At 70.0% G+C, this 22,742-nt stretch carries 20 protein-coding genes; 16 read left to right on the forward strand and 4 right to left on the reverse strand.

Annotated features, from left to right (window positions below):
• Positions 1–9 precede the first annotated feature (9 nt).
• Complete coding sequence (locus tag ASD33_RS08780) at positions 10–1,023, forward strand: TIGR03842 family LLM class F420-dependent oxidoreductase (RefSeq protein ID WP_056556081.1); 1,014 nt, start codon at positions 10–12, stop codon at positions 1,021–1,023.
• A 309-nt stretch (positions 1,024–1,332) separates the two neighbouring features.
• The gene (locus tag ASD33_RS08785) at positions 1,333–3,483 is read left to right on the forward strand and encodes a SpoIIE family protein phosphatase (RefSeq protein ID WP_242426874.1); all 2,151 of its coding nucleotides are present in this window, start codon (positions 1,333–1,335) and stop codon (positions 3,481–3,483) included.
• Positions 3,484–3,613: 130 nt separating this feature from the next.
• Here ASD33_RS08785 and ASD33_RS08790 read toward each other — a convergent pair whose 3' ends face one another.
• Positions 3,614–4,285 carry a ThuA domain-containing protein gene (locus ASD33_RS08790; protein WP_056556087.1) on the reverse strand — a complete coding sequence of 224 codons (672 nt, stop codon included), beginning with the start codon at positions 4,283–4,285 and terminating at the stop codon, positions 3,614–3,616.
• Between the two features lie 144 nt (positions 4,286–4,429).
• Here ASD33_RS08790 and ASD33_RS08795 point away from each other — a divergent pair, with 144 nt between their 5' ends.
• The 8 genes from ASD33_RS08795 (at position 4,430) to ASD33_RS08830 (ending at position 14,005) form a co-directional block, all read left to right on the forward strand.
• Positions 4,430–5,521: a LacI family DNA-binding transcriptional regulator gene (locus tag ASD33_RS08795; protein ID WP_056556090.1), complete on the forward strand. Its 1,092-nt coding sequence runs from the start codon at positions 4,430–4,432 to the stop codon at positions 5,519–5,521.
• Between the two features lie 136 nt (positions 5,522–5,657).
• On the forward strand, positions 5,658–6,971 hold the full coding sequence (locus ASD33_RS08800) for an extracellular solute-binding protein (RefSeq protein ID WP_056556211.1): 1,314 nt from the start codon (positions 5,658–5,660) through the stop codon (positions 6,969–6,971).
• Between the two features lie 95 nt (positions 6,972–7,066).
• Positions 7,067–7,963: a sugar ABC transporter permease gene (locus tag ASD33_RS08805; RefSeq protein ID WP_056556093.1), complete on the forward strand. Its 897-nt coding sequence runs from the start codon at positions 7,067–7,069 to the stop codon at positions 7,961–7,963.
• Positions 7,964–8,103: 140 nt separating this feature from the next.
• Positions 8,104–8,913: a carbohydrate ABC transporter permease gene (locus ASD33_RS08810; protein ID WP_242426878.1), complete on the forward strand. Its 810-nt coding sequence runs from the start codon at positions 8,104–8,106 to the stop codon at positions 8,911–8,913.
• A gap of 24 nt (positions 8,914–8,937) precedes the next feature.
• Positions 8,938–9,951, forward strand: coding sequence for a hydroxyacid dehydrogenase (locus ASD33_RS08815; RefSeq protein WP_056556099.1), 1,014 nt, complete (start codon positions 8,938–8,940; stop codon positions 9,949–9,951).
• A gap of 122 nt (positions 9,952–10,073) precedes the next feature.
• Entirely contained in the window at positions 10,074–12,098 is a 2,025-nt protein-coding gene (locus ASD33_RS08820; protein ID WP_056556103.1) for a PQQ-binding-like beta-propeller repeat protein, read from the forward strand.
• 2 nt (positions 12,099–12,100) lie between these two features.
• The gene (locus ASD33_RS08825; RefSeq protein WP_056556106.1) at positions 12,101–12,952 is read left to right on the forward strand and encodes a heparin lyase I family protein; all 852 of its coding nucleotides are present in this window, start codon (positions 12,101–12,103) and stop codon (positions 12,950–12,952) included.
• Positions 12,953–13,072: 120 nt separating this feature from the next.
• Positions 13,073–14,005 (forward strand): ROK family protein, encoded by a 933-nt coding sequence (locus ASD33_RS08830; protein ID WP_056556109.1) that lies wholly within the window; start codon positions 13,073–13,075, stop codon positions 14,003–14,005.
• 152 nt (positions 14,006–14,157) lie between these two features.
• Here ASD33_RS08830 and ASD33_RS08835 read toward each other — a convergent pair whose 3' ends face one another.
• From ASD33_RS08835 to ASD33_RS08845, 3 genes are read right to left on the reverse strand one after another with little or no spacing between them, the layout of a single operon-like run.
• Positions 14,158–14,460: a DUF202 domain-containing protein gene (locus ASD33_RS08835; protein ID WP_056556112.1), complete on the reverse strand. Its 303-nt coding sequence runs from the start codon at positions 14,458–14,460 to the stop codon at positions 14,158–14,160.
• Positions 14,457–14,846, reverse strand: a complete 390-nt coding sequence (locus tag ASD33_RS08840; protein ID WP_056556113.1) for a DUF202 domain-containing protein — start codon at positions 14,844–14,846, stop codon at positions 14,457–14,459. The genes ASD33_RS08835 and ASD33_RS08840 overlap by 4 nt, the downstream gene beginning before the upstream one ends.
• 23 nt (positions 14,847–14,869) lie before the next feature.
• Complete coding sequence (locus ASD33_RS08845) at positions 14,870–16,045, reverse strand: ROK family protein (protein WP_056556115.1); 1,176 nt, start codon at positions 16,043–16,045, stop codon at positions 14,870–14,872.
• A 120-nt stretch (positions 16,046–16,165) separates the two neighbouring features.
• Between ASD33_RS08845 and ASD33_RS08850 the strand changes: the two genes are divergently transcribed.
• The 6 genes from ASD33_RS08850 (at position 16,166) to ASD33_RS08875 (ending at position 22,688) form a co-directional block, all read left to right on the forward strand.
• Positions 16,166–17,209, forward strand: a complete 1,044-nt coding sequence (locus ASD33_RS08850) for a hydroxyacid dehydrogenase (RefSeq protein WP_056556117.1) — start codon at positions 16,166–16,168, stop codon at positions 17,207–17,209.
• Entirely contained in the window at positions 17,206–18,654 is a 1,449-nt protein-coding gene (locus ASD33_RS08855; RefSeq protein WP_079044656.1) for a sulfatase, read from the forward strand. Before ASD33_RS08850 ends, ASD33_RS08855 begins: the two co-directional genes overlap by 4 nt.
• Positions 18,651–19,904 carry an extracellular solute-binding protein gene (locus ASD33_RS08860; protein ID WP_056556120.1) on the forward strand — a complete coding sequence of 418 codons (1,254 nt, stop codon included), beginning with the start codon at positions 18,651–18,653 and terminating at the stop codon, positions 19,902–19,904. The genes ASD33_RS08855 and ASD33_RS08860 overlap by 4 nt, the downstream gene beginning before the upstream one ends.
• A gap of 134 nt (positions 19,905–20,038) precedes the next feature.
• Positions 20,039–20,944 carry a sugar ABC transporter permease gene (locus ASD33_RS08865; protein ID WP_056556123.1) on the forward strand — a complete coding sequence of 302 codons (906 nt, stop codon included), beginning with the start codon at positions 20,039–20,041 and terminating at the stop codon, positions 20,942–20,944.
• A complete protein-coding gene (locus tag ASD33_RS08870; RefSeq protein ID WP_107103651.1) occupies positions 20,941–21,792 on the forward strand; it encodes a carbohydrate ABC transporter permease in 852 nt (283 codons plus the stop codon). Before ASD33_RS08865 ends, ASD33_RS08870 begins: the two co-directional genes overlap by 4 nt.
• A gap of 8 nt (positions 21,793–21,800) precedes the next feature.
• Positions 21,801–22,688 (forward strand): hypothetical protein, encoded by an 888-nt coding sequence (locus ASD33_RS08875; protein WP_199863482.1) that lies wholly within the window; start codon positions 21,801–21,803, stop codon positions 22,686–22,688.
• The last annotated feature ends 54 nt before the right edge of the window (positions 22,689–22,742 follow it).

Consider the following 22,742-nt stretch of genomic DNA (forward strand, 5'->3'; position numbering starts at 1 on the left):
AGGTCCCGCGTGGACTTCGGACTCGTCCTGCAGACCGACCCGCCCGCCTCGCAGGTTGTCGGCCTGATGCGCCGGGCGGAACGCAACGGCTTCCGCTACGGCTGGACCTTCGACTCCGCCGTGCTCTGGCAGGAACCCTTCGTCGTCTACAGCCAGATCCTCGAACACACCACGAAACTCCATGTCGGCCCGATGGTGACGAACCCCGGGACGCGGACGTGGGAGGTGACGGCCTCAACCTTCGCGACCCTCAACGACATGTACGGCAACCGGACCGTCTGCGGCATCGGGCGCGGCGACTCCGCGATGCGCGTCGCCGGCCGCAGGCCGAACACCCTGGCCCGGCTGGGCGAGGCCATCGAGGTCATCCGCGACCTGGCGGAGGGCCGCGAGGCGACGGTCGACGGCAACCCGATCCGCATCCCGTGGATCAAGGAGGGCAAGCTGCCCGTCTGGATGGCGGCGTACGGCCCCAGGGCCCTCGCCCTGGCCGGGCAGAAGGCCGACGGGTTCATCCTCCAGCTCGCCGACCCGTTCCTCACCGAATGGATGGTCAAGGCGGTTCGGCAGGCCGCCGCCGACGCCGGACGGGACCCCGACGCGCTCACTGTCTGCGTCGCCGCGCCCGCGTACGTCACGGCCGACGACTCGCCCGAGGCACTGGCGCACGCCCGTGACCAGTGCCGGTGGTTCGGCGGCATGGTCGGCAACCACGTCGCCGACCTGGTCTCCAAGTACGGCGAACACTCCTCGATGGTCCCGGAGGAGCTGACGGCGTACATCAAGGACCGGCAGGGCTACGACTACTCCCACCACGGCCGCGCCGACAACCCCGACACCGCCTTCGTCCCCGACGAGATCGTCGACCGCTTCTGCCTCCTGGGCCCGGCAGAGGCCCACGTCGAGAAGCTCCGCAGGCTGAAGGACCTGGGAGTCGACCAGTTCGCCGTCTACGCCATGCACGACAACCGCGAGGGCACGATCGACGCGTACGGCTCCGACATCATTCCGTTGCTCAGCTGAGCGTCGCCGGAGATGAGCGTGTGGGCCGGCGCGGCCTGGGCCGGCTGCAGAGCTGGCCCAGAAGGACGTGGCGCACCACGGCAGGCGCCTCCTCGCTGGCGCACTTCGCGGACCAGGACGTGATCGCGGATCACGGAACGGCTTTCGAGCCCGGCAGGCCATGGCAGGCCCGCCGCTCGAAGAATACGGATCTGGGCCTCCTCCCGGGTGGTCTGACCAGGAGGATTCCTCCGGCTCTCTGTCTCCTGTCCGGCAGGGCCCCCGGTCTCTGCCAGGGCGCCACGGGCTCGTCGGGCATACATTGCTGTGGTGGAGTCCGACGTCGATGTGATCCTCTCTCACGCCGCTCGCGGTGTCGTGTCCAGGGCGGCCGAGCTGGCCGACCAGCTGGCGCAGCTCCTGAGCGTGAAGGTTCCCGAGCTCACGGAGTACGAGGACATCGTCACGCTGGGAGGGGCGAGCATCGCCGACAACATCACGGTGTGGGGTGACGCCCTCGAGAACGGTCTCGACCTGACGCGGGTCGAGGCGCCGCTCTCCTTCGTGGAGTACGCGCGGCGGTTCGCCCGGGCAGGAGGGCGCATCAGCACCCTGCTGCGGACGTATCGGTACGGGCAGGCCGGCCTCCTGCGCGCGATGCTGGCTGAGATGAACCGGCTCACGAAGGACCCGGTGCTGATCAACGCGGCGACGGTCAAGCTGAGCGGGATGATCCTCGAGTTCATCGACCGCACCTCGGAGCAGGCGGTCGCGGCGTATCAGGAGGAGCGCGACCGTTGGGTGCAGAGGCGGTTGTCGCTCGTGAACGAGGCCAACGTGCGGGTGGGGACGACCCTGGACATCGCCGGCACCGCGGATGAGTTGGCCGCCGTCGGCACCGACTACTTCGCCGACCTCGTCACCGTCGACCTGCTCGACTCCGCGCTCCTGGAACGGGACGCCGAACCGGTCCCCGGACCCCCTACCCTCCACCGCGTCGCGCAGCGGTCCGTATGGGAAGGCTGCCCGGACTCCGCTGTCAGGACCGGTCATTCGTACATCTGCCCGGAAGGGGCGGAGCCTGCGCAGGTCCTCGCCACGGGGCAGCCGTGGCGCTGCCGCATCGACGCCTCGGCGCTCCCGGTGTGGCTGACGCGGAGCCCCGATCAGAGGGCGGTCGTCGCCGAGTACGGAATCCACTCGGTGCTGGTGCTGCCGCTGCAGGCACGGGGGAGGACCCTGGGCCTCGCTCAGTTCTTCCGACACCGCACGGCGGCCTCGTTCAGCGACGACGACCTGCTTCTCGCCCAGGAGATCACCAAGCGAACGGCCGTCTATATCGATAACGCTCGCCGCTATACACACGAGCGTTCCACCGCGCTCACCCTGCAGCGCAGCCTGTTGCAGCGGTGCCCACCGGAGCAGTCTGCCGTGGAGGTCGCTTCCCGATACCAGCCGGCCGGCTCTCACGCGGGGGTGGGCGGAGACTGGTACGACGTCATCCCGCTGTCCGGGGCCCGCGTCGCCCTTGTGGTCGGCGACGTGATCGGCCACGGTATCCATGCCTCCGCGACCATGGGCCGGCTTCGGATGGCCGTCCGGACCCTCGCGGACGTCGACCTGCCCCCCGATGAGCTGCTCACCCACCTCGACGACGTCGTCGTCCGCCTCCAGCAAGAGGAGTCGCCGACCGAGGACGAGATCAGCGCCACGTGCCTCTACGCCGTCTATGACCCGGTCTCCCGTGTCTGCTCGCTGGCCAGCGCCGGGCACGTGCCGCCGCGTGTAGTCCTCCCCGCCGCGGCACCCGCTGAGGCCGTCACTCCCGATCTGCCGATCGGGCCGCCATTGGGCCTTGGAGGGCTGCCCTTCGAGACGATTGAGCTAAAACTGCCGGAAGGCAGTCTGCTCGCCCTGTACACCGACGGCCTGACCGAGAGCCGAAGCCGCACCACCGGCGACGAGCTCGACGTACTGAGCCAGGCCCTGGCCCAACCCGCCGCGTCCCTGGAACGGGTCTGTGACACCGTGCTCGGGGCGCTCCTGTCCGACCTTCCCCAAGACGATGTCGCGCTTCTGCTGGCCCGCACCCGGGCCCTCGACCGCGGCCGGGTCGCCGCCTGGGACATTCCGTCCGAGCCCGAGGCCGTGGCAGGGGCCCGGCGGAACGCTTCGGAACAGCTGGCGGCCTGGGGACTGGACGACTCCGCGTTCATCACCGAGCTGATCGTCAGCGAACTGGTCACCAACGCCATCCGTTACGGCCGACCGCCGGTCAGGCTCCGGCTCATTCACGACCGAAGCCTCGTCTGCGAGGTGTCCGACGCCAGCAGCACGGCACCTCACCTGCGCCGGGCCCGCCTCTTCGACGAGGGGGGCCGCGGCCTGATGCTGGTCGCGCAGCTGGCCCAGCGCTGGGGAACCCGGCACGCCAGGGAGGGCAAGATCATCTGGACGGAGCAGGATCTGCCCGCCCGCTGAGGCGCCACCCTGGCCAGGCCGCCCACGGCTGAGCCGTTCGACGGTCGAGGGCGTGCGACCCGGTCTCGCTGTTCGGCGGCGGATGGCCCGGACCACGCGGTCCGACTCCGCCCAGTCGACCGGACACGACCTAGCGGCCCTGGCGGCCCGCGGCCCAATGGAGAGCGCCGGCCAGGTGGGTGCGGAAGGCGGGGGTCGCGTACGACTCCGAGGTGTGGCCGAGGGCTGTGAAGAAGAACCGGCCGCCGGCCTTCTCGTGGCACCAGGAGAGCGGATGGTCCGCGCCGTGTGTCCCGCCGGTGTACGTGGACTCGTCGGCACGCAGCAGGACGTGGACGTCCGCGTCGCGCGGGGGTGAGGTGAAGTCGTACCACTCGTCGGTCCAGGCCCATTCCGCGGGCAGGTGCGCGGTCGCCGGGTGTGCCGGGTCCTCTACGTGGACCAGACCGTGCTGCAGAGGGGGGTGGCCCGCGAAGCGGGTGCCGAGCAGCTCGCCGTAGAACGGCCAGTCGGGCTCGGCGTTGGCGGCCGCATGGACGGCGAGGAGCCCGCCGCCGCGCCGTACGAATGCCTCCAGGGCCGATCGACCCTGGCCGGTGAGGACCGACCCGGTGGTGGACAAGAGGACCACCACCGCGCACCGCCCGAGCCGCTCGGCCGTGAAGGCCTCTGGTTCGCCCGTCGCCTCCGCCTCGAACCCGCCCTCGCGGGCCAGCTCGACGAGCGCGTCCGTACCCGCGGGGATGGAATCGTGGCGGTAGCCGGCCGTGCGGGTGTAGACGAGGACGTCCGAGGTCGACACAGGGCCCCCTTCTTAGAAAGCGCTTTCTGTCCGACCTTAGTCGCTGGATCTTCCTCGCTGCAACGCGTCGCTGCCCTTGGTTGATACCTTTCACTTGTCGAGTGAAAGCAAATGGCTTCGCTCACGATGGGAGGGGGCACGTGAGTGCTGGCTGAAGAGCGGCGTGAGGTGCTCCTGCGCTTGGTCGAGCGCCGGGGATCGATCAAGGTGAAGGACGTGGCGGAGGAGATGGGGGTCTCCGCCGTCACCGTGCGCCAGGACGTCCGGGAGCTGGCAGGCCGGGGGCTGATCGTCCGTGTCCACGGAGGTGCCATGTCGCCAACCGCGGCGCAGGCGGCCGACGTGCCCGGCCCCGCCGCCCCCCGGTCCTCGGCGCGGCAGGGGGATGCCTTCGGGCTGATCGTCCCGCCGGGGGGCTATTACTACCCCGAGATCATCCGAGGTGTGCAGGACGCGGCGCGCACGCACGGGGTGCGCGTTGTGCTCGCGGTTTCCGGCGAGACGCTGGCGGACAACCAGGAGCAGGTGCGACGGCTGATCGCGGCGGGCGTCGACGGTCTGCTGTTGATGCCGCGCGCCGGACTCGAACCCGTGGACCTGGCCGAGGAGTGGCTGGCCGGCCTCGAGATACCGGTCGTTCTCGTGGACCGGCGGGCTGGTGCGCAGGCCGGGCGGCTGGAACAGGTCGCGTCGGACCACGCCCATGGCGCGGGCCTGGCCGTCCGGCACCTCGCCGGTCTTGGGTACGAGCGGATCGCGCTGGCCGCCAGGGCGGAGAGCCCCAATACCCTGTTGATCAGGGAGGGTTACGTGTCGGCCTGTCAGGCCCTGGGGCTGACGTCGGGCCCGGAGTACGGCATTGATCCGGTTGACGGGCAGGCGTCGGCCGAGTGGCTGGAGGAGCTCGTGTCGGCGGTCGAGGCGGGTGACGTGCGAGCCGCCCTGGTCCACAACGATCTCGATGCCGTCACCCTGGTCGGCCTCCTTCAGGCGCGCGGCCTGCGCGTTCCGGAGGATCTGGCGATCGTGACGTACGACGACGAGGTCGCCGAGCTGAGCGATGTGCCGCTCACGGCTGTGGCACCGCCCAAGCGGGCGGTGGGGGAGTGGGCGGTCGATCTGATGAGGCGGCGACTCGCCGATCCGGCCGCCCCGCTGGCCGAGCTGCTGCTCCGCCCGGAGCTGCGCGTACGGGACTCCAGCGGGGCCTCCTCCGTAGCGGGTGAACACGCGTAGAGCGCGGGCAGGAGGCCGGTGCCACATCGCATCAGTTGATTTCGTTATCTGTCGAATGAAGCTCTAGGGATTGACGAAGCCGTATTTACTGACGAATGATTCCGGTCAACGCCCCAGCGAACGATCGGTGCACATCATGCTTCGCAGAACCACGGCCGTCATGGCCGGCTCCGTCATGGCGCTCGCCCTGCTTGCCACCGCCTGCGGTGGAGGAGCGGATCAGGGCGCTTCCTCGACCGAGGCGAAGAAGACCGGTGAGGTCACCTTCTGGTCCTTCGTGAAGGGGTCCGACAAGGTGGCTGCGGCTTTCAACCGCAGCCACCCGGACATCAAGGTGACCTTCGAGACGGTGCCGTCGGGCCAGGAGTACTACTCCAAGCTCACCAACGCCGTGAAGGCCGGCACCGCCCCGGACGTCGCGGTGGTCGAGTACCCGCACCTACCCGAGTTCGCGGCCCAGGGGAAGATCGAGGACCTGAGCGGCACCCTCGGACCGGTGGTGAAGGCCCAGTTCCCCGAGGCGGCGCGGCAGCTGGTCAACCTCGGCGACCGGACCTGGGCCGTCCCGCGTGACGCGGCGCCCCTGATGATGATGTACCGCAAGGACTTCTTCACCCAGCACAAGCTCGACGTCCCCACGACGTGGGACGCGTACCGGAACATGACCGAGCAGGTGAAGAAGGCGGACCCCGCCGCCCGCGGCGGCGTCCTGTACACCGACAACCCCGGGCTCCTGGAGGCTCTCTCCTGGCAGGCCGGCGGGCAGTGGTTCTCCACCGAGAAGGACTCCTGGAAGGTCACCGTCGACGACGGCCCGTCGAAGAAGGTCGCCGCCTACTGGGGTGACCTCGCCCGCAAGGACCTCGTCCGCTCGCTGAGCCAGCTCGACCCCTTCTGGACGAGCGTCCAGAAGAACCAGACCGTCGCCTACGTCTGCGCCAGCTGGTGCGCCGGGGCGCACCAGGCGACCGTCCCCGACCAGAAGGGCAAGTGGGCCGTGGCGCCCGTGCCCACCTGGGACGGCAAGCCGGCCTCGGGCATGTACGGAGGTTCGTCCTTCGTGATTCCGAAGGGGTCCGACAACAGCGGTGCCGCCGCCGAGTTCATCAAGTGGATCACCACGGACCCCGAGGGCATGAAGGCCTGGGTGTCGTCCGGCACCAGCAGCATGTTCCCCGCGGACCCGAAACTCGTGCCGGTCACGAAGGCCGCCTTCAAGACGGACTACTACGGCGGGCAGGACATCTACACCCTGATGTCGCGGTCCTACGACGCCATCCGGCCCGGCTGGACGTGGGGCCCCGTCATGGGCGCCACCAACACGGCCATCGTGGACCAGCTCCCGAAGGTCGCCGACGGCACGGTGACCCTGCCCGGCGTCCTCACCACCGCCGAGCAGGCCACGATCAAGCAGATGGAGCAGCGCGGCCTGAAGGTCACCGCCCCGTAGGAGCCCAGCTCGGAGGGCCGGCCTCCCTGCCAGGCGGCCGGCCCCCGGCTCCCTCCCGCACCCGCTCTCCCCCGCCCCACCCAAGGAAGGCCGGTATGGCAAGCCCATCCGCCCGAGGTCAGCGCCGGACCGCCGCACTGCTCCTCACACCGTTCTTCGGCCTGTTCGCGGCCGTCACCCTCGCCCCGCTGTTCTACGCGGCATGGCTGAGTCTGTTCACCACCCGCACGTCCGGCCTTGGGTTCGGCGGTACGGAAAACGTCTTCTCCGGGCTGGGGAACTACGCCCGCGCCCTGTCCGACGAGGCGTTCCGCGACGGTTTCCTCGTCATCGCCGTGTACTGCGCGGTCTACATCCCCGTGATGATCGGCGGATCGCTGGTCCTGGCCCTGCTGCTCGACTCGGGCCTGGCCAAGGCGCGGAACTTCTTCCAGCTGGCGCTCTTCCTGCCGCACGCGGTGCCTGGACTGATCGCCGCGCTGATCTGGGTGTACCTCTACACACCCGGCCTGAGCCCCGTGATCGACTTCCTGGAATCCGGCGGCATCGACGTCAACTTCCTGTCGGTCGACAACGCCGTGTTCTCCGCGGCCAACATCGCCGTCTGGGAGTGGATGGGCTACAACATGGTCATCTTCTATGCCGCTCTGCAGGCCGTGCCCCGCGAGACGCTCGACGCGGCGAAGGTCGACGGTGCGGGCGCCGTGCGGACGGCACTGTCCATCAAGGTCCCGATGATCCGCCCCGCGATCGCGCTCGCGGTCCTGTTCACGGTCATCGGGTCGATCCAGCTCTTCACCGAACCGAAGGTCATCTACAACGCCTCCAGCGCGATCGGCAGCAGCTTCACGCCCAACATGTACGTCCAGACGGCCGCCTTCCAGAACAACGACTTCGGCCTGGCGGCAGCCGCCTCACTGCTGATCGCCCTGTTCGCAGCCGTGCTGTCGTTCGTCGTCACTCGCCTCTCACGCCGCGGGAGCACGTCGTGACCAAGTCCTCCACACTCGACGCTCCGGCCCCCGCGCCCGTGACGCCGCAGTCGTCCGGCCGTCGGTCGGCGACTCGTAGAGACAAGGGCCGCCCTGTGAAGTCACCGTCCGCCCTGCTGTCCAAGGCCGGGGTCACGGCGATGCTGGGCCTTGCCACCCTCTACACCCTGCTGCCGCTGACCTGGCTGCTGCTGTCCTCCACCAAGAGCCGTGAGGATCTGTTCGGCACGAACGGTTTCGCGCTCGGCGACGAGGTCCACCTCACCGAGAACCTCGGGCACCTGTTCACGGCGGACGGCGGCGTCTACCTGCGCTGGCTGCTCAACACGGTGCTGTACGCCGGTGTCGGGGCCCTGCTGGCATCGGTGTTCAGCGTCGCGGCCGGCTACGCCTTCGACAAGCTCGCGTTTCCCGGGAAGGAGCGCCTGTTCTCGCTCGTGCTGCTCGGGGTGATGGTGCCCGGCACGGCGATGGCGATCCCGTTGTACCTGCTCGCCGCGAAAGTCGGCCTGGTCAACACCTTCTGGGGCGTGTTCATCCCCGGACTGGTCTTCCCGTTCGGCGTCTACCTGGCGCGGGTCTTCAGCGCCTCCTACGTGCCGGACGAGGTCCTGGAAGCGGCGCGGATGGACGGGGCCAGTGAGTTCCGGACCTTCTGCCGCATCGCGTTCCCGATGATCGCTCCCGGTTTCGTGACCATCTTCCTCTTCCAGTTCACCCAGATCTGGAACAGCTTCTTCCTGCCCCTGGTGATGCTCTCCGACCAGGACCTCTACCCGGTCAACCTCGGTCTCTACGTCTGGTACTCGTCAGCGCTCACGCAGGGCCATCCCGAGGACTACCTGCTGGCCGTCGTCGGCTCGCTCGTGGCCGTGGCCCCGCTGATCGCCATCTTCCTGATGCTGCAGCGGTTCTGGAAGTCCGGCATGACCGCCGGCGCCGTCAAGTAGGCCGCCACCGTGAGGAACCCTTCCATGCGCCCGACCCCGACCACCCGCCCTCGCGCCCTGTTCGCCATGGGGCGTCGCCACCGGGACGCCCTGTTCTCACCCGCCGAGATCCAGCGTCTGACGGCGTACGTCGACATCGACCCGGACCACGTCGCCGAGGACCTTACCGAGGAACCGGCCCTGGAGGACGCGGAGATCCTCATCACGTCCTGGGGCTGTCCCGTCCTCGACGAGGAGATCCTGGCACGGGCGCCTGCGCTGAAGGCGATCGTCCACGCGGCGGGCAGTGTCAAGCACCATGTTACCCAGGCCTGTTGGGACCGCGGACTGGTGGTCTCCTCGGCCGCCGCTGCCAACGCCGTCCCGGTCGCCGAGTACACCGTCGCCGCGATCCTCTTCGCCAACAAGAGGGTCCTGGACATAGGCGGCCTCTACCGCGACCACCGTGCCGCCCTCGACTGGTCCCAGCACTTCCCCGGATTCGGCAACTACCGCCGGACCGTGGGCCTGGTCGGCGCCTCGCTCGTCGGCCGCAAGGTCCTCGAACTGCTGCGGCCCTACGACCTCGACCTGCTCCTCGCCGACCCCCACGTCGACGCCGCGCAGGCCGCGGAGCTGGGCGCCCGGCACGTCGGCCTCGACGAACTCGTCGCCGGCTCGGACGTCGTCTCGCTGCACGCGCCGGCCCTGCCGGAGACCCACCACATGGTGGACGCGCACAGGCTGTCACTGATGCGCGACGGCTCCACGCTCATCAACACGGCACGCGGGTCCCTCGTCGACACCGACGCCCTCACCGCCGAAGTCGTGACCGGTCGCATCGGGGCGGTCATCGACGTCACCGAGCCGGAGGTGCTCCCCGCCACCTCACCGCTCTACTCCCTGCCCAACGTCCTCCTCACCCCGCACATCGCCGGCTCGCTCGGCGGCGAACTCCACCGGATCACCAGCAGCGCCGTTGACGAGGTCAAGCGCTACTGCTCCGGAGAACCGTTCGCGCACGCCGTGCACCACGCCGCCCTCGCGACGTCGGCCTGACACGTCCGGTCCCCGGATTCCGTCCATCCGGGGACCGGCCGACCCCTCCCGTGGGCTCCCCACCACGGCTCTTGCTCCTCCCCGCTTTGTGTCCCCCGCACAACGACCAAAGGAGTCCCCCCATGCAAGACCATCCTTCGATGGGCAGGCGTCAGTTGCTCATGGCAGGCGGTGCCCTCGGGCTCGCCGCGGCCGCGGGCCCGCTGCTCACCGCACCGGCCCAGGCCAAGGCCACGGCCGACGGACCCTGCGTCCGCATCACCGATCTCGGCCCCGGCATCGAGCAGTTCGCGCTCATGAGCGCACTCCAGGTCGGTGACACGGTCTACATCGGGTCCCGCAACCTCGAACCGACCCGGGTGATCGCCTTCCACCTGCCGACGCGCAAGGTCGTGTCCCAGACCGTCCTCGGCGTGGGTCACTCGATCCAGGCGCTCGCCGCCGACTCCACCGGCAGGTACCTGTACGCGGGCATCCTGACCAAGGGCGACGAGGGCAGGCCGAACATCTTCCGCTGGGACCTGACCACCCCGGACAAGCCCGCCGTGGGCGTCGGCCGGACCGAGGACCGCGACATCCGCGACCTCGCCGTCGCCCCCGACGGCACCGTGTACGCCGTCGGCGGCGTGCCGGGCAAGGCGCCCGCGCTGTGGATGTACGACCCGGGCACCGGCAAAGTGACCAACCTCGGCATCCCCGACCCGAAGGCGACCCTGGCCAGGACCGTCGCCGCCACGGACACCACCGTCTTCTTCGGCGCCGGCAGCACCCTGGGCGGCGGAGACGGGGCGAGCAAGGCGTCGCTGTACGCGTACGACCGGAAGGCGGGCACCTTCGGCAACGTCACCCCGCCGGAGATGGAGAAGGACCCCAGCCTGCGCGACCTCCTCGTCCTCGGCGACCGCCTCGTCGTCAGTACAGCGGGCTCGACCGAACCCGCCAAGCTCGCCGTGATGGACCTGGCCGACCTCTCCTCGTACAGCGTCACGCCCACCACCGGCAAGGTGGTCAAGAATCTGGCCGCGAACGGCGACCTGATCTACTTCGCCACCGATGCGGGCCTGCACTCCTACTCGACGGCGAGCAAGGTCGTCGCCCCCGTCGCGTTCGACGGCGACCTCGGCGAGATCTGGGGCCTGGACTACGCCGGCGGCAAGCTGACCGTCGTCTCGGGTTACGGCTTCGTCGCGGAGATCGACATGGCCGCCGGTGCGTCCTTCGTCACCGAACTCGGTCCGGCGGGCGCCCCCGTCAGTCCCCAGGCCACCATGGGGATCGCCGCCGACCACCGGTTCGTCTACGTCGGCGGCAACAACGGCATAGCCCGTCACGACCTGCGCAGCGGCAAGGTGGTCAACCTCCGGGCGCCCGGTGAGGCGAAGGACGCCCAGGTGCTGGACGGGGAGCTCTACACCGGCCAGTACAGCTCGCAGGGCATGTGGACGTACGACCCCCTGCGTGACGAGCAGCCCCACCAGCTGGCGGCGTTCCCGAGCGAACAGAACCGTCCGCTCGACGTCTGCCACGACCCGATCAACGAGCTCCTGCTGGTCGGCGCGCAGTCCGACACCGAGGGAGGGGGCTCCCTGTGGACCTACTCCACGAAGACGGGCAAGAAGGCCGCCTACATCAACCCGATCGACAAAAGCCAGTTGGTGCGTGCCGTCGCCACCCGGGAAGGCGTCGCGTTCCTCGGCGGAGACAACCCCACCACGCAGGGGCCTCGTGGCACGATCGTAGCCTTCGACCCGGTCGCCGGGCGGGAGCTGTGGCGCATCGACCTCCCCGCGACCCTGACCACGGGAACGGCTGCACTGGCAGTGCACGGCAAGCACCTGTACGGACTCACCCGTAAGGGCGGCTTCTTCGTCGTCGACGTCACGATCCGCCGGGTGATCCACACCGCCGACCACCGCGCCCTCTGCCCCGGCTTCGCGGCCATGGTCACCAGCCGGGGCATCGTCTACGGCGTCTCCGACACCACCCTCTTCCGCTTCGATCCCAAGACCTTCGCCGTCAGCACCGTCGTCCCCGAGATCAACGGCGCCTGGTACAGCGGCCCGCATGTCAACGCCGACAACTACGGCCGGCTGTACACCATGCGCGGCCACAACCTCGTCCGCGTCGAGGACAGGCCGGTGATCTGACCATGAAGAAGTCGACGAGGCGGTCCGCCATCGCCGTGGCCATGGCGGGAACGCTGACCATCGCCGGCCTGGCCACCGCGCAGGCGGGGCAGGACGGCGGGAGCGAGTCTTCGGTGGTCTCGTGCACCACCAGTAGCAGCGTCCCTGTCCTGCTGGCCATCGATTACAGGAACGGCGAACTGAACTCCGGCATCCCGAACCTGACCACGACGCACGCGACTGCGGCCGACGCTTCGTACGTCGTAGAGTCGGGCGAGGACCACGCCGTTGCGCACAAGGTGACCCTGGGCGATCCCGCTTACGTCTCCGACGGCGCCCCGCGCAGCGAGAGCGCCACGAACGACGTCTACGAGGGAAAGTTCGTCGTCGGCGACAAGCAGCGGTACGAGTTCAGCGTCCTGCTGAAGGACTGGGATACGTGGGAGTCCGGGGAGTCGGAAACCGGCGACATCATCTTCCAGGGGAAGCACGCCGGCGGAAACCTTCCCTCCTTCTACCTCATGACCAAGCGGAACAGCATCGCCTTCCGGTCGCCGACCCTCGACCTCCAGTCCACCGTGGTCGGCGACTTCCGCCCCCACATCGGTCAGTGGATGCACTTCCGCGTGGACGTGAGCTGGACGGACGACAGCACCGGCTACTACAAGGTCTCCACACGGATGCCCGGCGAAGCGGATTACACGCTGCGGCAGACGTACGAGAACGTGCAGACCTTCCACCCCGTCAACCCGGCCGACTTCGGCTACATCAAGTGGGGCCTCTACCGCCCCGGCCAGACGATCGAAAAGGGGGACGTACCGACGCGCGTCGTCTACCACGACGACATCCGCGTCCTGGATCTCTCCCAGGGCTGAGCCCGCGGGGCGAGGCTCCTCCATCGCTAGGAAGTCCTCGCCCTCACAGCCGTGTCACGACGCGGCACGAGATACGAACCAGTGGTCAGAACGGCCTGAGTCACCAGTGAGAGTGTTCCCGTGAGACATGTCATCGCCCTCGATGTGGGGGGCACCGGAATGAAAGCGGCTCTGGTCGGGCTGGACGGGGCGCTGTTGTACGCGGCGCGGCGGGCCACCGGGCGCGAGCGGGGGCCCGACGCCGTCGTGGAGTCGATCGTCGGCTTCGCAAAGGAGCTGCGCGCCCACGGAGAGAGGCACTTCGGCACGGCGGCCGAGGCCGCAGGGGTCGCCGTGCCCGGCACCGTCGACGCGGAGCGCGGCGTCGCCGTCTACTCCGCCGGCCTGGGCTGGCGGAACGTCCCGCTGCGGGGGCTGATCAGCTACAGGCTCGGGCGGATCCCCGTCGCGCTCGGGCACGACGTGCGCACCGGCGGCCTTGCCGAGGGCCGCATCGGGGCGGGCCGGGGCACCGGCCGGTTCCTGTACGTGTCGCTCGGCACCGGCATCGCCGGTGCGATCGGTCTGGACGGCGGCATCGAGGCCGGCGCCCGCGGCGGCGCCGGCGAGCTCGGCCACATCGTCGTACGACCCGGCGGCCCTGCGTGCGGCTGCGGCGGGCGCGGCTGTCTGGAGGCCGTGGCCTCCGCAGCCGCGGTCGGTCGCGCCTGGGCCGTGGCGAGCGGTGACCCCGCCGCCGACGCCGCCGACTGCGCCCGGGCCGTCGCGGCGGGCGACGAGGCGGCGAACGGGGTGTGGCGGGCGGCGGTCGACGCCCTCGCCGACGGCCTGCTCACCGCGCTCACGGTCCTGGACCCCCGCACACTGATCATCGGCGGCGGCCTCGCCGAGGCCGGAGAAACCCTGCTCGCACCCCTACGCGCCGCAGTGGCGGAACGCATCACGTTCCAGAAGCTCCCCACGATCGTCCCGGCGGCCCTCGGGGACGCCGCCGGGTGCGTGGGTGCGGGGCTGCTAGCCCGGGACCTGCTCGCCGCGGCGGCAGCTGTCTGACGGCCGCCGCCCACGGCTCGTTCAGCGAGGAGCCCAGGGCGTGCACCGGCCGGCGTGGCGGTGCACGCCCTGTCGGGCCGGTGGATCGTCGTCTGCCCGTCGCCCGTCGCCCGTTGCCCGACGGAGGGGCGGTGGTGGGCGGATGCCGAGTGCTACAGGACGTGGACGACGGCGATCGCTGCCAGCGTGAGCGTGGTGGCAAGGGCGGCGGCCGCAGTGCCCGGCGCCATGGTCGGAGGTTCCTCGGCGTGGCGCAACGTTGTGATCCGGTGGTGCGCGACGGCCCAGAAGGTGAGCAGTGCGGTGACCATGGCCGCGGCGAGTATCGCGGGGGAGTGGGCTGTCTGACGGCTCGCGAGAAGGGCCGTGACCGTCCAGGTGAGGGTGGTCCGGCGCCAGGCGAGCCGTGTGCGTTCGGGTTGGAGCCCGGGGTCGCGGTTGCTCGGTGCGGTCATGCGCTGCCCTGGGCCACGACGGCCACCATGGTGACGGAGACGATGGTCACCAAGGCGGCGAGCAGCGCGGGAAAGGCGGTGGCCGGCAGGTCCTCGCCGCGTCGTATCGCCCGTTCGCAGCGGACCCAGTGGTGCACCGCCCGCACGGCGCACAGCGCGCCCACGCCGATGGTGGCGAGTGCCAGAGCCGCCCGCACCGTCCCGTCGAGGTCCGTCAGGAACTGGTCGACGGCGAAGCCACCACCGATGAGCGCGAGCGCTGTCCGTATCCAGGCGAGGAAGGTCCGCTCGTTGGCGAGAGAGAAGCGGTAGTCGGGCGTTTCACCGTCGTCGCGGATGCGTCTGGGCGTGAACGAAAGGCGGATGGTCTGTGCGGAGTCGCCCATGCCGGGCCCGCGTCGGCCCGGGCTCATCCGGCCGTGACGCTGCTGTGGGCGCCGCTGGTGTCCGGATCGGAGGTGCTGGCGGTGAAGAGCTGTGCCAGGACGGTGTAGGCGGCGCCGGCGGCGTGACTGGAGGGGCCGGTCGCGGCGATCTCCAGCGCGGGGGGAGTGCTGGTGCCGTGAGCGTACTGCCGTCGGAACACCTGCTCCGTCCGGGCGGTGAGTGCCGGCAGGTTCATCTCGGGCGTGAAGGCGACCACGACCCGTTCCGGGCCGAGCATCTTGGCGGCGTTGGCCACGGCGGTGCCGAGGCTGTCGGCGGCGCTCTCGATGATGTCGTCGTCGCGGCCGACGGGGCTTCCCGGCTTCGCACCGCGCCTTTCGAGCTCTCGCTGGATACCCCAGTGACTGGCCCAGGTCTCCAGGCAGTCCTCGGCACCGCAGTGGCAGGGCCGCCCGGCATCTGTGCCGACGCGGGAGTGGGCGAACCCCCCGGCGCTGCCGCTGAAGCCACGGTGAATGCGTCCCCGCACCACCACGGAGGCTCCCAGACTCGCTCCCACGCTGAAGATCATGAGATCCCGGCCGGTGAGTCTGTCGTCGAAGAGCAGCAGACCGGAGGCCAAGGCGTTGACGTAGCTGTCGAGCACGACGGGAGCCTCCAGCAGCGCCGTCAACCGACGCTGGAGCGGTACGTTCTCCCAGCCCATCGATCCGCTGTGCCGGACGACGCCGCCCTGCTGGTCGACCACGCCCGACACGGCGACGCCGACGCCGATGAGGGTCGCGGAGGTCTTGCTCGCGCCGGCGAGGGCCACCGCGCGGGCGACGCTCTCGCCGACGTCCTGCGGGCGGGTGGAGGCCAGTGGCTCCTGGTGGGCGGCGACGACGTCACCCCGCAGGTTGACCAGCACCACGTAGGCCTCGGTGTCCGACAGCCTGACGCCGGCGGCGAGTACGGCGTCGGTGCCCAGGTCGAGCAGGCGGGCGGGCCTGCCTCCGGTGTTGCGTACGGCGTCGGTCTCCGTGAGCAGCCCGGCGCCCAGCAGCCGGGTCGTGATGCCGGTGACGGTCGCCGGACTCAGTCCGGTCTCGGCGGCGATCCTGGCCCTGGCCACAGGGCGATGAGCACGGACGACATCGAGAACCAGGGCTTCGTTGATCTCGCGGATCAGGGCTTTGCTCCCGGCGCGTGGCCTCATGACTGGCGGCTCCTTCTGCTGATCGCTCGATGTGGACGGGGCTCCGTCCTCTGGGCGCGTGGGCCCAGTCTAGTTTATTCGGTCATTGACAGAAGTAACTCTCGGGGTTAGCTTCGCCGCATGAGTCACCACCTCGGAGTGGGCCAGGAGCAGCGCCTTCTGGGCTCACACATCCGGATCCTCCTGAGCGTCCCTCCAGGAGAGAAGGAAGCCTTCTTCCCTCCGGCGACACTTCAGGCACTGGCAGCGCTCGGTGAGGTCACCGAGCGGGAGCCGGCCGCGCTGCAGACGGAGGACGCCTTTCGCCGGGCCCTCGACGGCGTACACGTTCTCGTCACCGCCTGGGGATTCCCCCGGCTCGACGCCGCCCGCCTCGCGCTGGCACCCGACCTGCGTTTCGTCATGCACGCCGCGTCCTCGCTCCACTGGCTCGTCAGCGACGACTTCTGGGCCACCGGCCTGCCCGTCTCCCAGGCGGGAGCGGCGATGGCCCCGGCCGTGGCGGAGCTCTCCCTGGGCTTCACGCTGTCCCTGCTGCGCCGTACCCACCGCCACGACCACGCGCTCCACTCCGGCCGGAGCTGGGAGACGGTTGCCGGTTCCGAGCGGGCACGCGAGATCAGCGGGGCCCGCATCGGGGTCGTCGGCGCCTCACGGACCGGGCGGCGTTACATCGACATGTGCCGGGCGCTCGGTGCCGACATCCGCGTCTACGACCCGTACGTCCAGCCCTGTGATCCGCTCGCCGAGTTCACCACCGGACTGCGGGACCTGCTCGCCTCCAGCGACGTCGTCGCCGTACACGCCCCGGCCACACCGGAGACGCACGGCATGATCGGCGCGGACGAGATCGCCGCGATGCGGGACGGCACCCGGTTCGTCAATACCTCCCGGCCCTCGATCGTGGACATGGACGCCCTGTTCGAGGCGGTCGCCTCGGGTCGGATCGACGCCGCCCTGGACGTGTTCGACCGCGAGCCGCTGCCCGTCGACGACCGCTGGCGCCGCCTGCCGAACGCCCTCCTCACGCCGCACATCGCCGGCGCGACCAGCGACTCGCGGCAACGCGCGGGGCGGATCGTCGTGGAGGAGATCCGCCGGCACCTGGCAGGAGAGCCTCTGGAGCACGCGCTGACGCGCGAGGACCTGGCGAGGATGGGATGACCGCGACCACGGCACGCAACATTCTGCTGCTCCACTGCCACGACCTGGGCCGGTTCCTCGGCGCGTACGAGGTTCCCACCGTGGTCTCACCGCACCTGGACGCCCTCGCCGCGCAGTCGGCCCTGTTCGAGGCGGCGTTCGCCACAGCCCCGCACTGCAGCCCCGCCCGGGCCTCCCTGTTCACCGGCACCTACCCGCAGGCCAACGGGGTCCTCGGACTCACCCACGACCCCTTCGGCTGGGATCTCACCGACCCCTCGACCCACCTCGCCGGCCGTCTGCGCGCGGCAGGATACGCGACCGAACTCATCGGCGTGCACCACGAGTCACGGGTCCTGGCGGACGACGTCGTGGCCGAGCGCCTCGGCTTCGACCGGGTCCGCAGCGGCGGTGACCGGGACACCGTCGTCGAGCGCACCGTCGAGGCCCTCGACCGGGCGGCCGCGTCGGACTCCCCCTTCTACCTCCAGGTCGGATTCCACGAACCGCACCGCACACCGTCGAAGAACGACCGACCCGGAGTCATGGGGTTCCTCGGCGGCAAGGTGACCGCGGACGACTCCCTCGGGCTCACCGTCCCCCCGTACCTCCAGGACGACGAGGGCGCCCGCGAAGAGATCGCCGAACTGCAGGGCGCCGTACGCCACATGGACGAGGGCGTCGGGAGCATCCTGGCCCACCTCGACGCTCTCGGTCTGAACGACGACACCATCGTCGTGTTCACCACCGACCACGGCCTCGCGCTGCCCCGGGCGAAGTGCACCCTCTACGACCCCGGCCTGGAAGTCGCGCTCATGATGCGCGTACCAGGCCGGCCCGACTGGTGCGCCCGCCGCGTCGAAGGCCAGGTCAGCCATGTCGACGTCCTGCCCACCCTGTTCGAACTCGTCGGCCTGCCAGAGCCCGCGGACGGTCAGGGCGTCAGCCTGGTCCCCGTCGTGGAACAGGACCGCCCGGCTCGTACCCACACCTTCGGGCAGCTGTCCCACCACATCTACTACGACCCGAAGCGCTCGGTGCGGTCCGCGTCGCACAAGCTGGTCGTGAACTTCTCCAACGCCCCGCGGGCCATGGACCCCACCCAGTCGTGGATACGGCGCAGCCTCCCCGTGGACCTCAACGGCTCCAGCATCGGCTCCAGTCCCGCTCTGGAGCTGTACGACCTGGTCCGCGATCCGCACGAGCGGGACAACCGTGCCCTGGACCCCGCCTACGAGGGCGTCCGGGGCGAACTCGCCGCCGCGTTGCTGGACTGGATGCGCGCCACCGGCGATCCGCTCCTCAGCGCGCCGCCGCTGCAACGGCGTCATCAGGACGCTCTCACCGCTCTGGGCCACGCCGCCCACGACCACGGGACGCAGCCGCTTCCCGGTCCGTCCGCCCCCATCTGTCACTCCCTTGCCGACAAGGCCGTCGCACCCCCACGAGAGAGAGAAACAGCATGAGCACACGACCGCTTCGCTTCGCGGCCCTCGCCGCTGCCGCCACCATGGCGATCACGGCCTGCTCGGGCTCGGGTTCCGGTGACGGCAAGGCCGAGGTCACGCTGTGGATGTACCCCGTCATCAAGGACGAGGCCGCGAGCAAGAAGTACTGGGCCGGGACCGAAGCCGCCTTCGAGAAGGCCCACCCCGACATCGACCTGAACATCGAACTGCAGACCTTCGACAAGCGCGACGCCCAGATCTCCGCCGCCCTCGCCGCGGGATCCGGCCCGGACATCGTCCTGATCACCCCCGACCAGGCCGCGACCTACCACAAGGTGCGGGGGCTGCTTCCCGTCGACGACGCCGTCGCCGACGACCGTACGAAGTTCCTCCCCGGGACGCTCGAAGCCGCCACCATCGAGGGCAAGCTCTACGGCGTCCCCGCCTTCCAGAACGTCAACACCACCGCGTACAACACCAAGATCTTCGCCGATGCCGGCCTCGCCCTGCCGAAGACCTGGGACGACGTGCTCAAGGCCGCCCCGGTACTCGCCAAGAAGGGCATCGCCGTCATGGACTACGCCGGCAGCCCCGAGCAGACCCTGAACCTCTCGTTCTACCCCCTGCTCTGGCAGGCCGGTGGGTTCGTCTTCAGCCCGGACGGCAGCGACGTCGCGTTCGACTCGCCCGCCGGCGTCTCCGCTCTCCAGTTCCTCGTCGACTTGAAGAAGGCGGGCGGCCTCCCCGCCGAGGCGGCCACCGAAGGCCCCAAGGTCGAAGGGGCCCCCATCGCGGCCGGCAAGGTCGCCATGCGACCCGTCACGTCCCTGCCCGAGCTCAAGCAGATGCGCGCCGCCCTCGGCAAGGAGAACGTGTCCCTCGGCCTGCCCCTCCAGGGCAAGGTCCGGGCGACCTACGGCAACCCCGGTCTGCTGTCCCTGACCTCCATCAACGAGGAGGAGAACCGGGAAGCCGCCTACGAGGTGCTCTCCTACCTCTCCTCGGCCGAATCCCAGAAGTCGCTCAACGCTGCCGCTGGCAACCTGCCGACCCGCATCGGCGTCGACACGCCGGACTCCGGCCCCGACCTCAAGGTCCTGAACGACACCCTCCAGTACGCCAACCCCGGTGAGCCCTCGCCCTTCGCCCGCCAGGTGATGGCCACCCTGGCGCCGTACATCCAGGCCGCCCTCGGCGGCGACCTCACGCCGAAGGAGGCGCTGAAGAAGGCCGCCGAGGAAGCGCGCGCCCTTCTCGCCCGGTCCTGAACCCGTCAGGGGAGCGCGCGGTCCCCGCCAACCGACCGCGCGCTTCCTCTCCTCCCCGCTGATAGGCCGCCATGCCCGTGTACACACCTCCGAGCACCGGCTCGGACAGCCGACCGTTCCGCCATCCTGAGCCCATGCACCTCTCTCCGAGCAGTCGGGCGGCCCGGCGCCGTCTGAAGCGCCGTGAGGCCATGGCGGGCATCCTGTTCGTGCTGCCGACGCTCGTCATCTTCGTGGTGTTCAAGTTCCTTCCCATCGCCGGCGCCGGTGCGATGAGCCTGACGCGCTACCGCCTCAACGGCGACGTCAGCTATCTGGGGGCCGAGAACTACACGCGCCTGTTCTCCGACCCCCACTTCTGGCAGAGCCTCGGCGTGACGGTGAGCTACGTGCTCATCTTCGTGCCGCTCATCATCGTCGTCTCGCTGGCCGGCGCGCTGCTCCTGAACAAGATGGTGAGGTTCACCGGCACGTTCCGGGCCGTGCTCTTCGTCCCGTACCTCAGCTCCTTCGTGATGGCCGGCATCATCTGGTCCTGGATCTTCGACATGGACGGGCCGCTCAACGCCGCGCTCGGCGGACTCGGACTCGGCCCGGTCCCGTTCCTCACCGGGGACCAGCTCCTGGTCCTCGCCAGCCTCGCGCTGGTCTCGGTGTGGAAGGGCTTCGGATACTCGATGCTCGTCTTCCTCGCCGGACTCAAGGCCCAGCCCGCCGAGGTGCACGAGGCGGCGCGCCTCGACGGGGCGAGCAGCTGGCAGGCGTTCCGGCATGTGACCCTCCCGCTGCTCAAGCCCGTGATGTTCTTCGTCCTCGTGATCGAGACGATCATCGGCTTCCAGGTGTTCGACACCATCTACGTGATGACCGGCGGCGGCCCCAACCGGGCCAGCCACAGCCTCATCTACTTCCTCTACGACGAGGGCTTCAAGTTCCTCGACTTCGGCTACGCGGCGGCGATCGGCATGGTCCTCTTCGTCATCGTGCTCGTCCTGTCCCTCGTCCAGCGACGCCTCGTCGAAGGCAAGGAGACCAAGTGACCGCCCAGCCCTCCACCCTCGACGCCGGCCGCCCCGCCGCCCGTCGGCCCCGCAACCGGCTGCCGGTCCTCGCGCTCACCGTCATCTCGCTGTTCACCGTCGCGCCGCTGATCGCCGTGGTTGTCCTCGCCCTCTCGCCCGAGGACGCGCCCACCCTGCCGCACGCGATCCCCGACTCCCTCACGCTCGACAACATCACGCGGATCTTCGAGGTCGGAGAGTTCCCGCTCTGGCTCCTCAACTCCTTCGTCTACTCCGTGGTCTCCGTGGTGGTCATCCTCCTCACCGCCTCCATGGCCGCCTACGCCCTGGTGCGCAAGAGGTTCCCCGGGCGCAACGCGGTGCTGTGGGCGATCGTCGCCACCTTGATGGTGCCGATGCAGGCCACGCTCATCCCCACCTTCATCCTGGTGGCCCGCATGGACGGGGTGAACACCCTGTGGGGCCTGATCATGCCGACCCTCGCCAACGCCCAGGCGGTCTTCCTCATCCGGCAGTTCGTCCGCGACCTGCCCGACGAACTCTTCGACGCGGCACGGATCGACGGTGCGGGGGAGTGGCGGACCTTCGTGCAGATCGTGCTGCCGCTGATCCGGCCGGTGCTCGCCACGCTCGCCATCTTCGTCTTCCTGTGGCACTGGAACGACCTCCTGTGGCCGCTCGTCGTCGGCCAGACGGACGAGGCCCGGACCCTGACGGTCGGACTCGCCACCCTGCACACCGAGACGGTGTCCACGGCCGGCATCATGTCCGCCGCCCTCGTGAGCTTCATCCCCTGCTTCGTGATCTTCATGGTCCTCCAGCGGCACATCGTCGCCGGCGTCACCTCGTCGGGGGTGAAGGGATGACGTACGACGTGACAGCGCCACCCCTGCGGTTCGGACTCATCGGCGTCGACTCCCCGCACGCACCGTCCTTCACCCGACTCTTCGGAGACGGAGTCACCGGCACCGTGGCGGGCGGCACGGTCGTCGCGGCCTGGAGGGGCGTGGCGGCCGAGGACTTCCCGCTCAGCCGGGACCGCATCGACGCCTTCGCCCAGGAGGTCTCCGATCTGGGCGTGCTGCTGTACGACACTCCCGAGGACGTCGCCGAGCGCTGTGACGCCCTGCTCGTCGTCGCCTCCGACGCCCGTACCCACGCCGGGTACTTCACCCGGCTGGCGCCGTTCGGCAAGCCGGTCTACGTCGACACGCGCTTCGCTCTCACGGCGGAGGACGCCCGGGCCATGCTGGCGACGGCAGGTGTCCACGGGTGCCTGCCGCTGGCGGGCTCACCGAAGCGCTTCACACCCGAGTTCCGCCGCGCCACCGGCTGGGGGCGGGCCGACCGCGTCGACCTGACCGGCCCGTTGCCCACCCAGCCCGGCCACGCCTTCCTGGCCTGGTACGGCGTGCACCTGGTCGACCTCGCGGTCGCGGCGCTCGGGCCGGGATGCGCGCAGGTCGACGCCTCGACCGGCGACAGGGTCACGCTGACCTGGCCGGACGGACGGGTGGCGACCCTCGGAGGTGAGGAGCGGTGGTCACCGCTCACGACGGGGCGCGTCAGCGGTCCCGGCGGAGCACGTGAATTCACCATCGAGGCCGGACCGCCCATGCTCACCGGGCTGCTCGCCTCGATCGTCGACGCCTGCCGCACCGGCATCCCCAACGTCCCCGAGGCGGAGGTGCTCGACATCGTCGCGATCGTCGAGGCCGCCCACCGCAGCCGCACGAGCGGCGCACCGGTGAGCCTGTCATGACCGCGCAGCGGTCGTGCTGTGCCGCGAGCCGCGAGGCCGGGCGGGAGCAGCGGC

This window comes from Streptomyces sp. Root1304 (genome assembly GCF_001426405.1).
GTDB lineage: Bacteria > Actinomycetota > Actinomycetes > Streptomycetales > Streptomycetaceae > Streptomyces.

Bases quoted from the DNA above. Each gene is read 5' to 3' on its own strand.
- ASD33_RS08805 (WP_056556093.1), top strand. From the start codon at position 7,067: ATGGCAAGCCCATCCGCCCGAGGTCAGCGCCGGACCGCCGCACTGCTC.
- ASD33_RS08860 (WP_056556120.1), top strand. From the start codon at position 18,651: ATGAGCACACGACCGCTTCGCTTCGCGGCCCTCGCCGCTGCCGCCACC.
- ASD33_RS08865 (WP_056556123.1), top strand. From the start codon at position 20,039: ATGCACCTCTCTCCGAGCAGTCGGGCGGCCCGGCGCCGTCTGAAGCGC.
- ASD33_RS08835 (WP_056556112.1), bottom strand. From the start codon at position 14,460: ATGACCGCACCGAGCAACCGCGACCCCGGGCTCCAACCCGAACGCACA.
- ASD33_RS08850 (WP_056556117.1), top strand. From the start codon at position 16,166: ATGAGTCACCACCTCGGAGTGGGCCAGGAGCAGCGCCTTCTGGGCTCA.
- ASD33_RS08800 (WP_056556211.1), top strand. From the start codon at position 5,658: ATGCTTCGCAGAACCACGGCCGTCATGGCCGGCTCCGTCATGGCGCTC.
- ASD33_RS08820 (WP_056556103.1), top strand. From the start codon at position 10,074: ATGCAAGACCATCCTTCGATGGGCAGGCGTCAGTTGCTCATGGCAGGC.
- ASD33_RS08825 (WP_056556106.1), top strand. From the start codon at position 12,101: ATGAAGAAGTCGACGAGGCGGTCCGCCATCGCCGTGGCCATGGCGGGA.
- ASD33_RS08840 (WP_056556113.1), bottom strand. From the start codon at position 14,846: ATGGGCGACTCCGCACAGACCATCCGCCTTTCGTTCACGCCCAGACGC.
- ASD33_RS08855 (WP_079044656.1), top strand. From the start codon at position 17,206: ATGACCGCGACCACGGCACGCAACATTCTGCTGCTCCACTGCCACGAC.
- ASD33_RS08815 (WP_056556099.1), top strand. From the start codon at position 8,938: ATGCGCCCGACCCCGACCACCCGCCCTCGCGCCCTGTTCGCCATGGGG.
- ASD33_RS08845 (WP_056556115.1), bottom strand. From the start codon at position 16,045: ATGAGGCCACGCGCCGGGAGCAAAGCCCTGATCCGCGAGATCAACGAA.
- ASD33_RS08810 (WP_242426878.1), top strand. From the start codon at position 8,104: ATGCTGGGCCTTGCCACCCTCTACACCCTGCTGCCGCTGACCTGGCTG.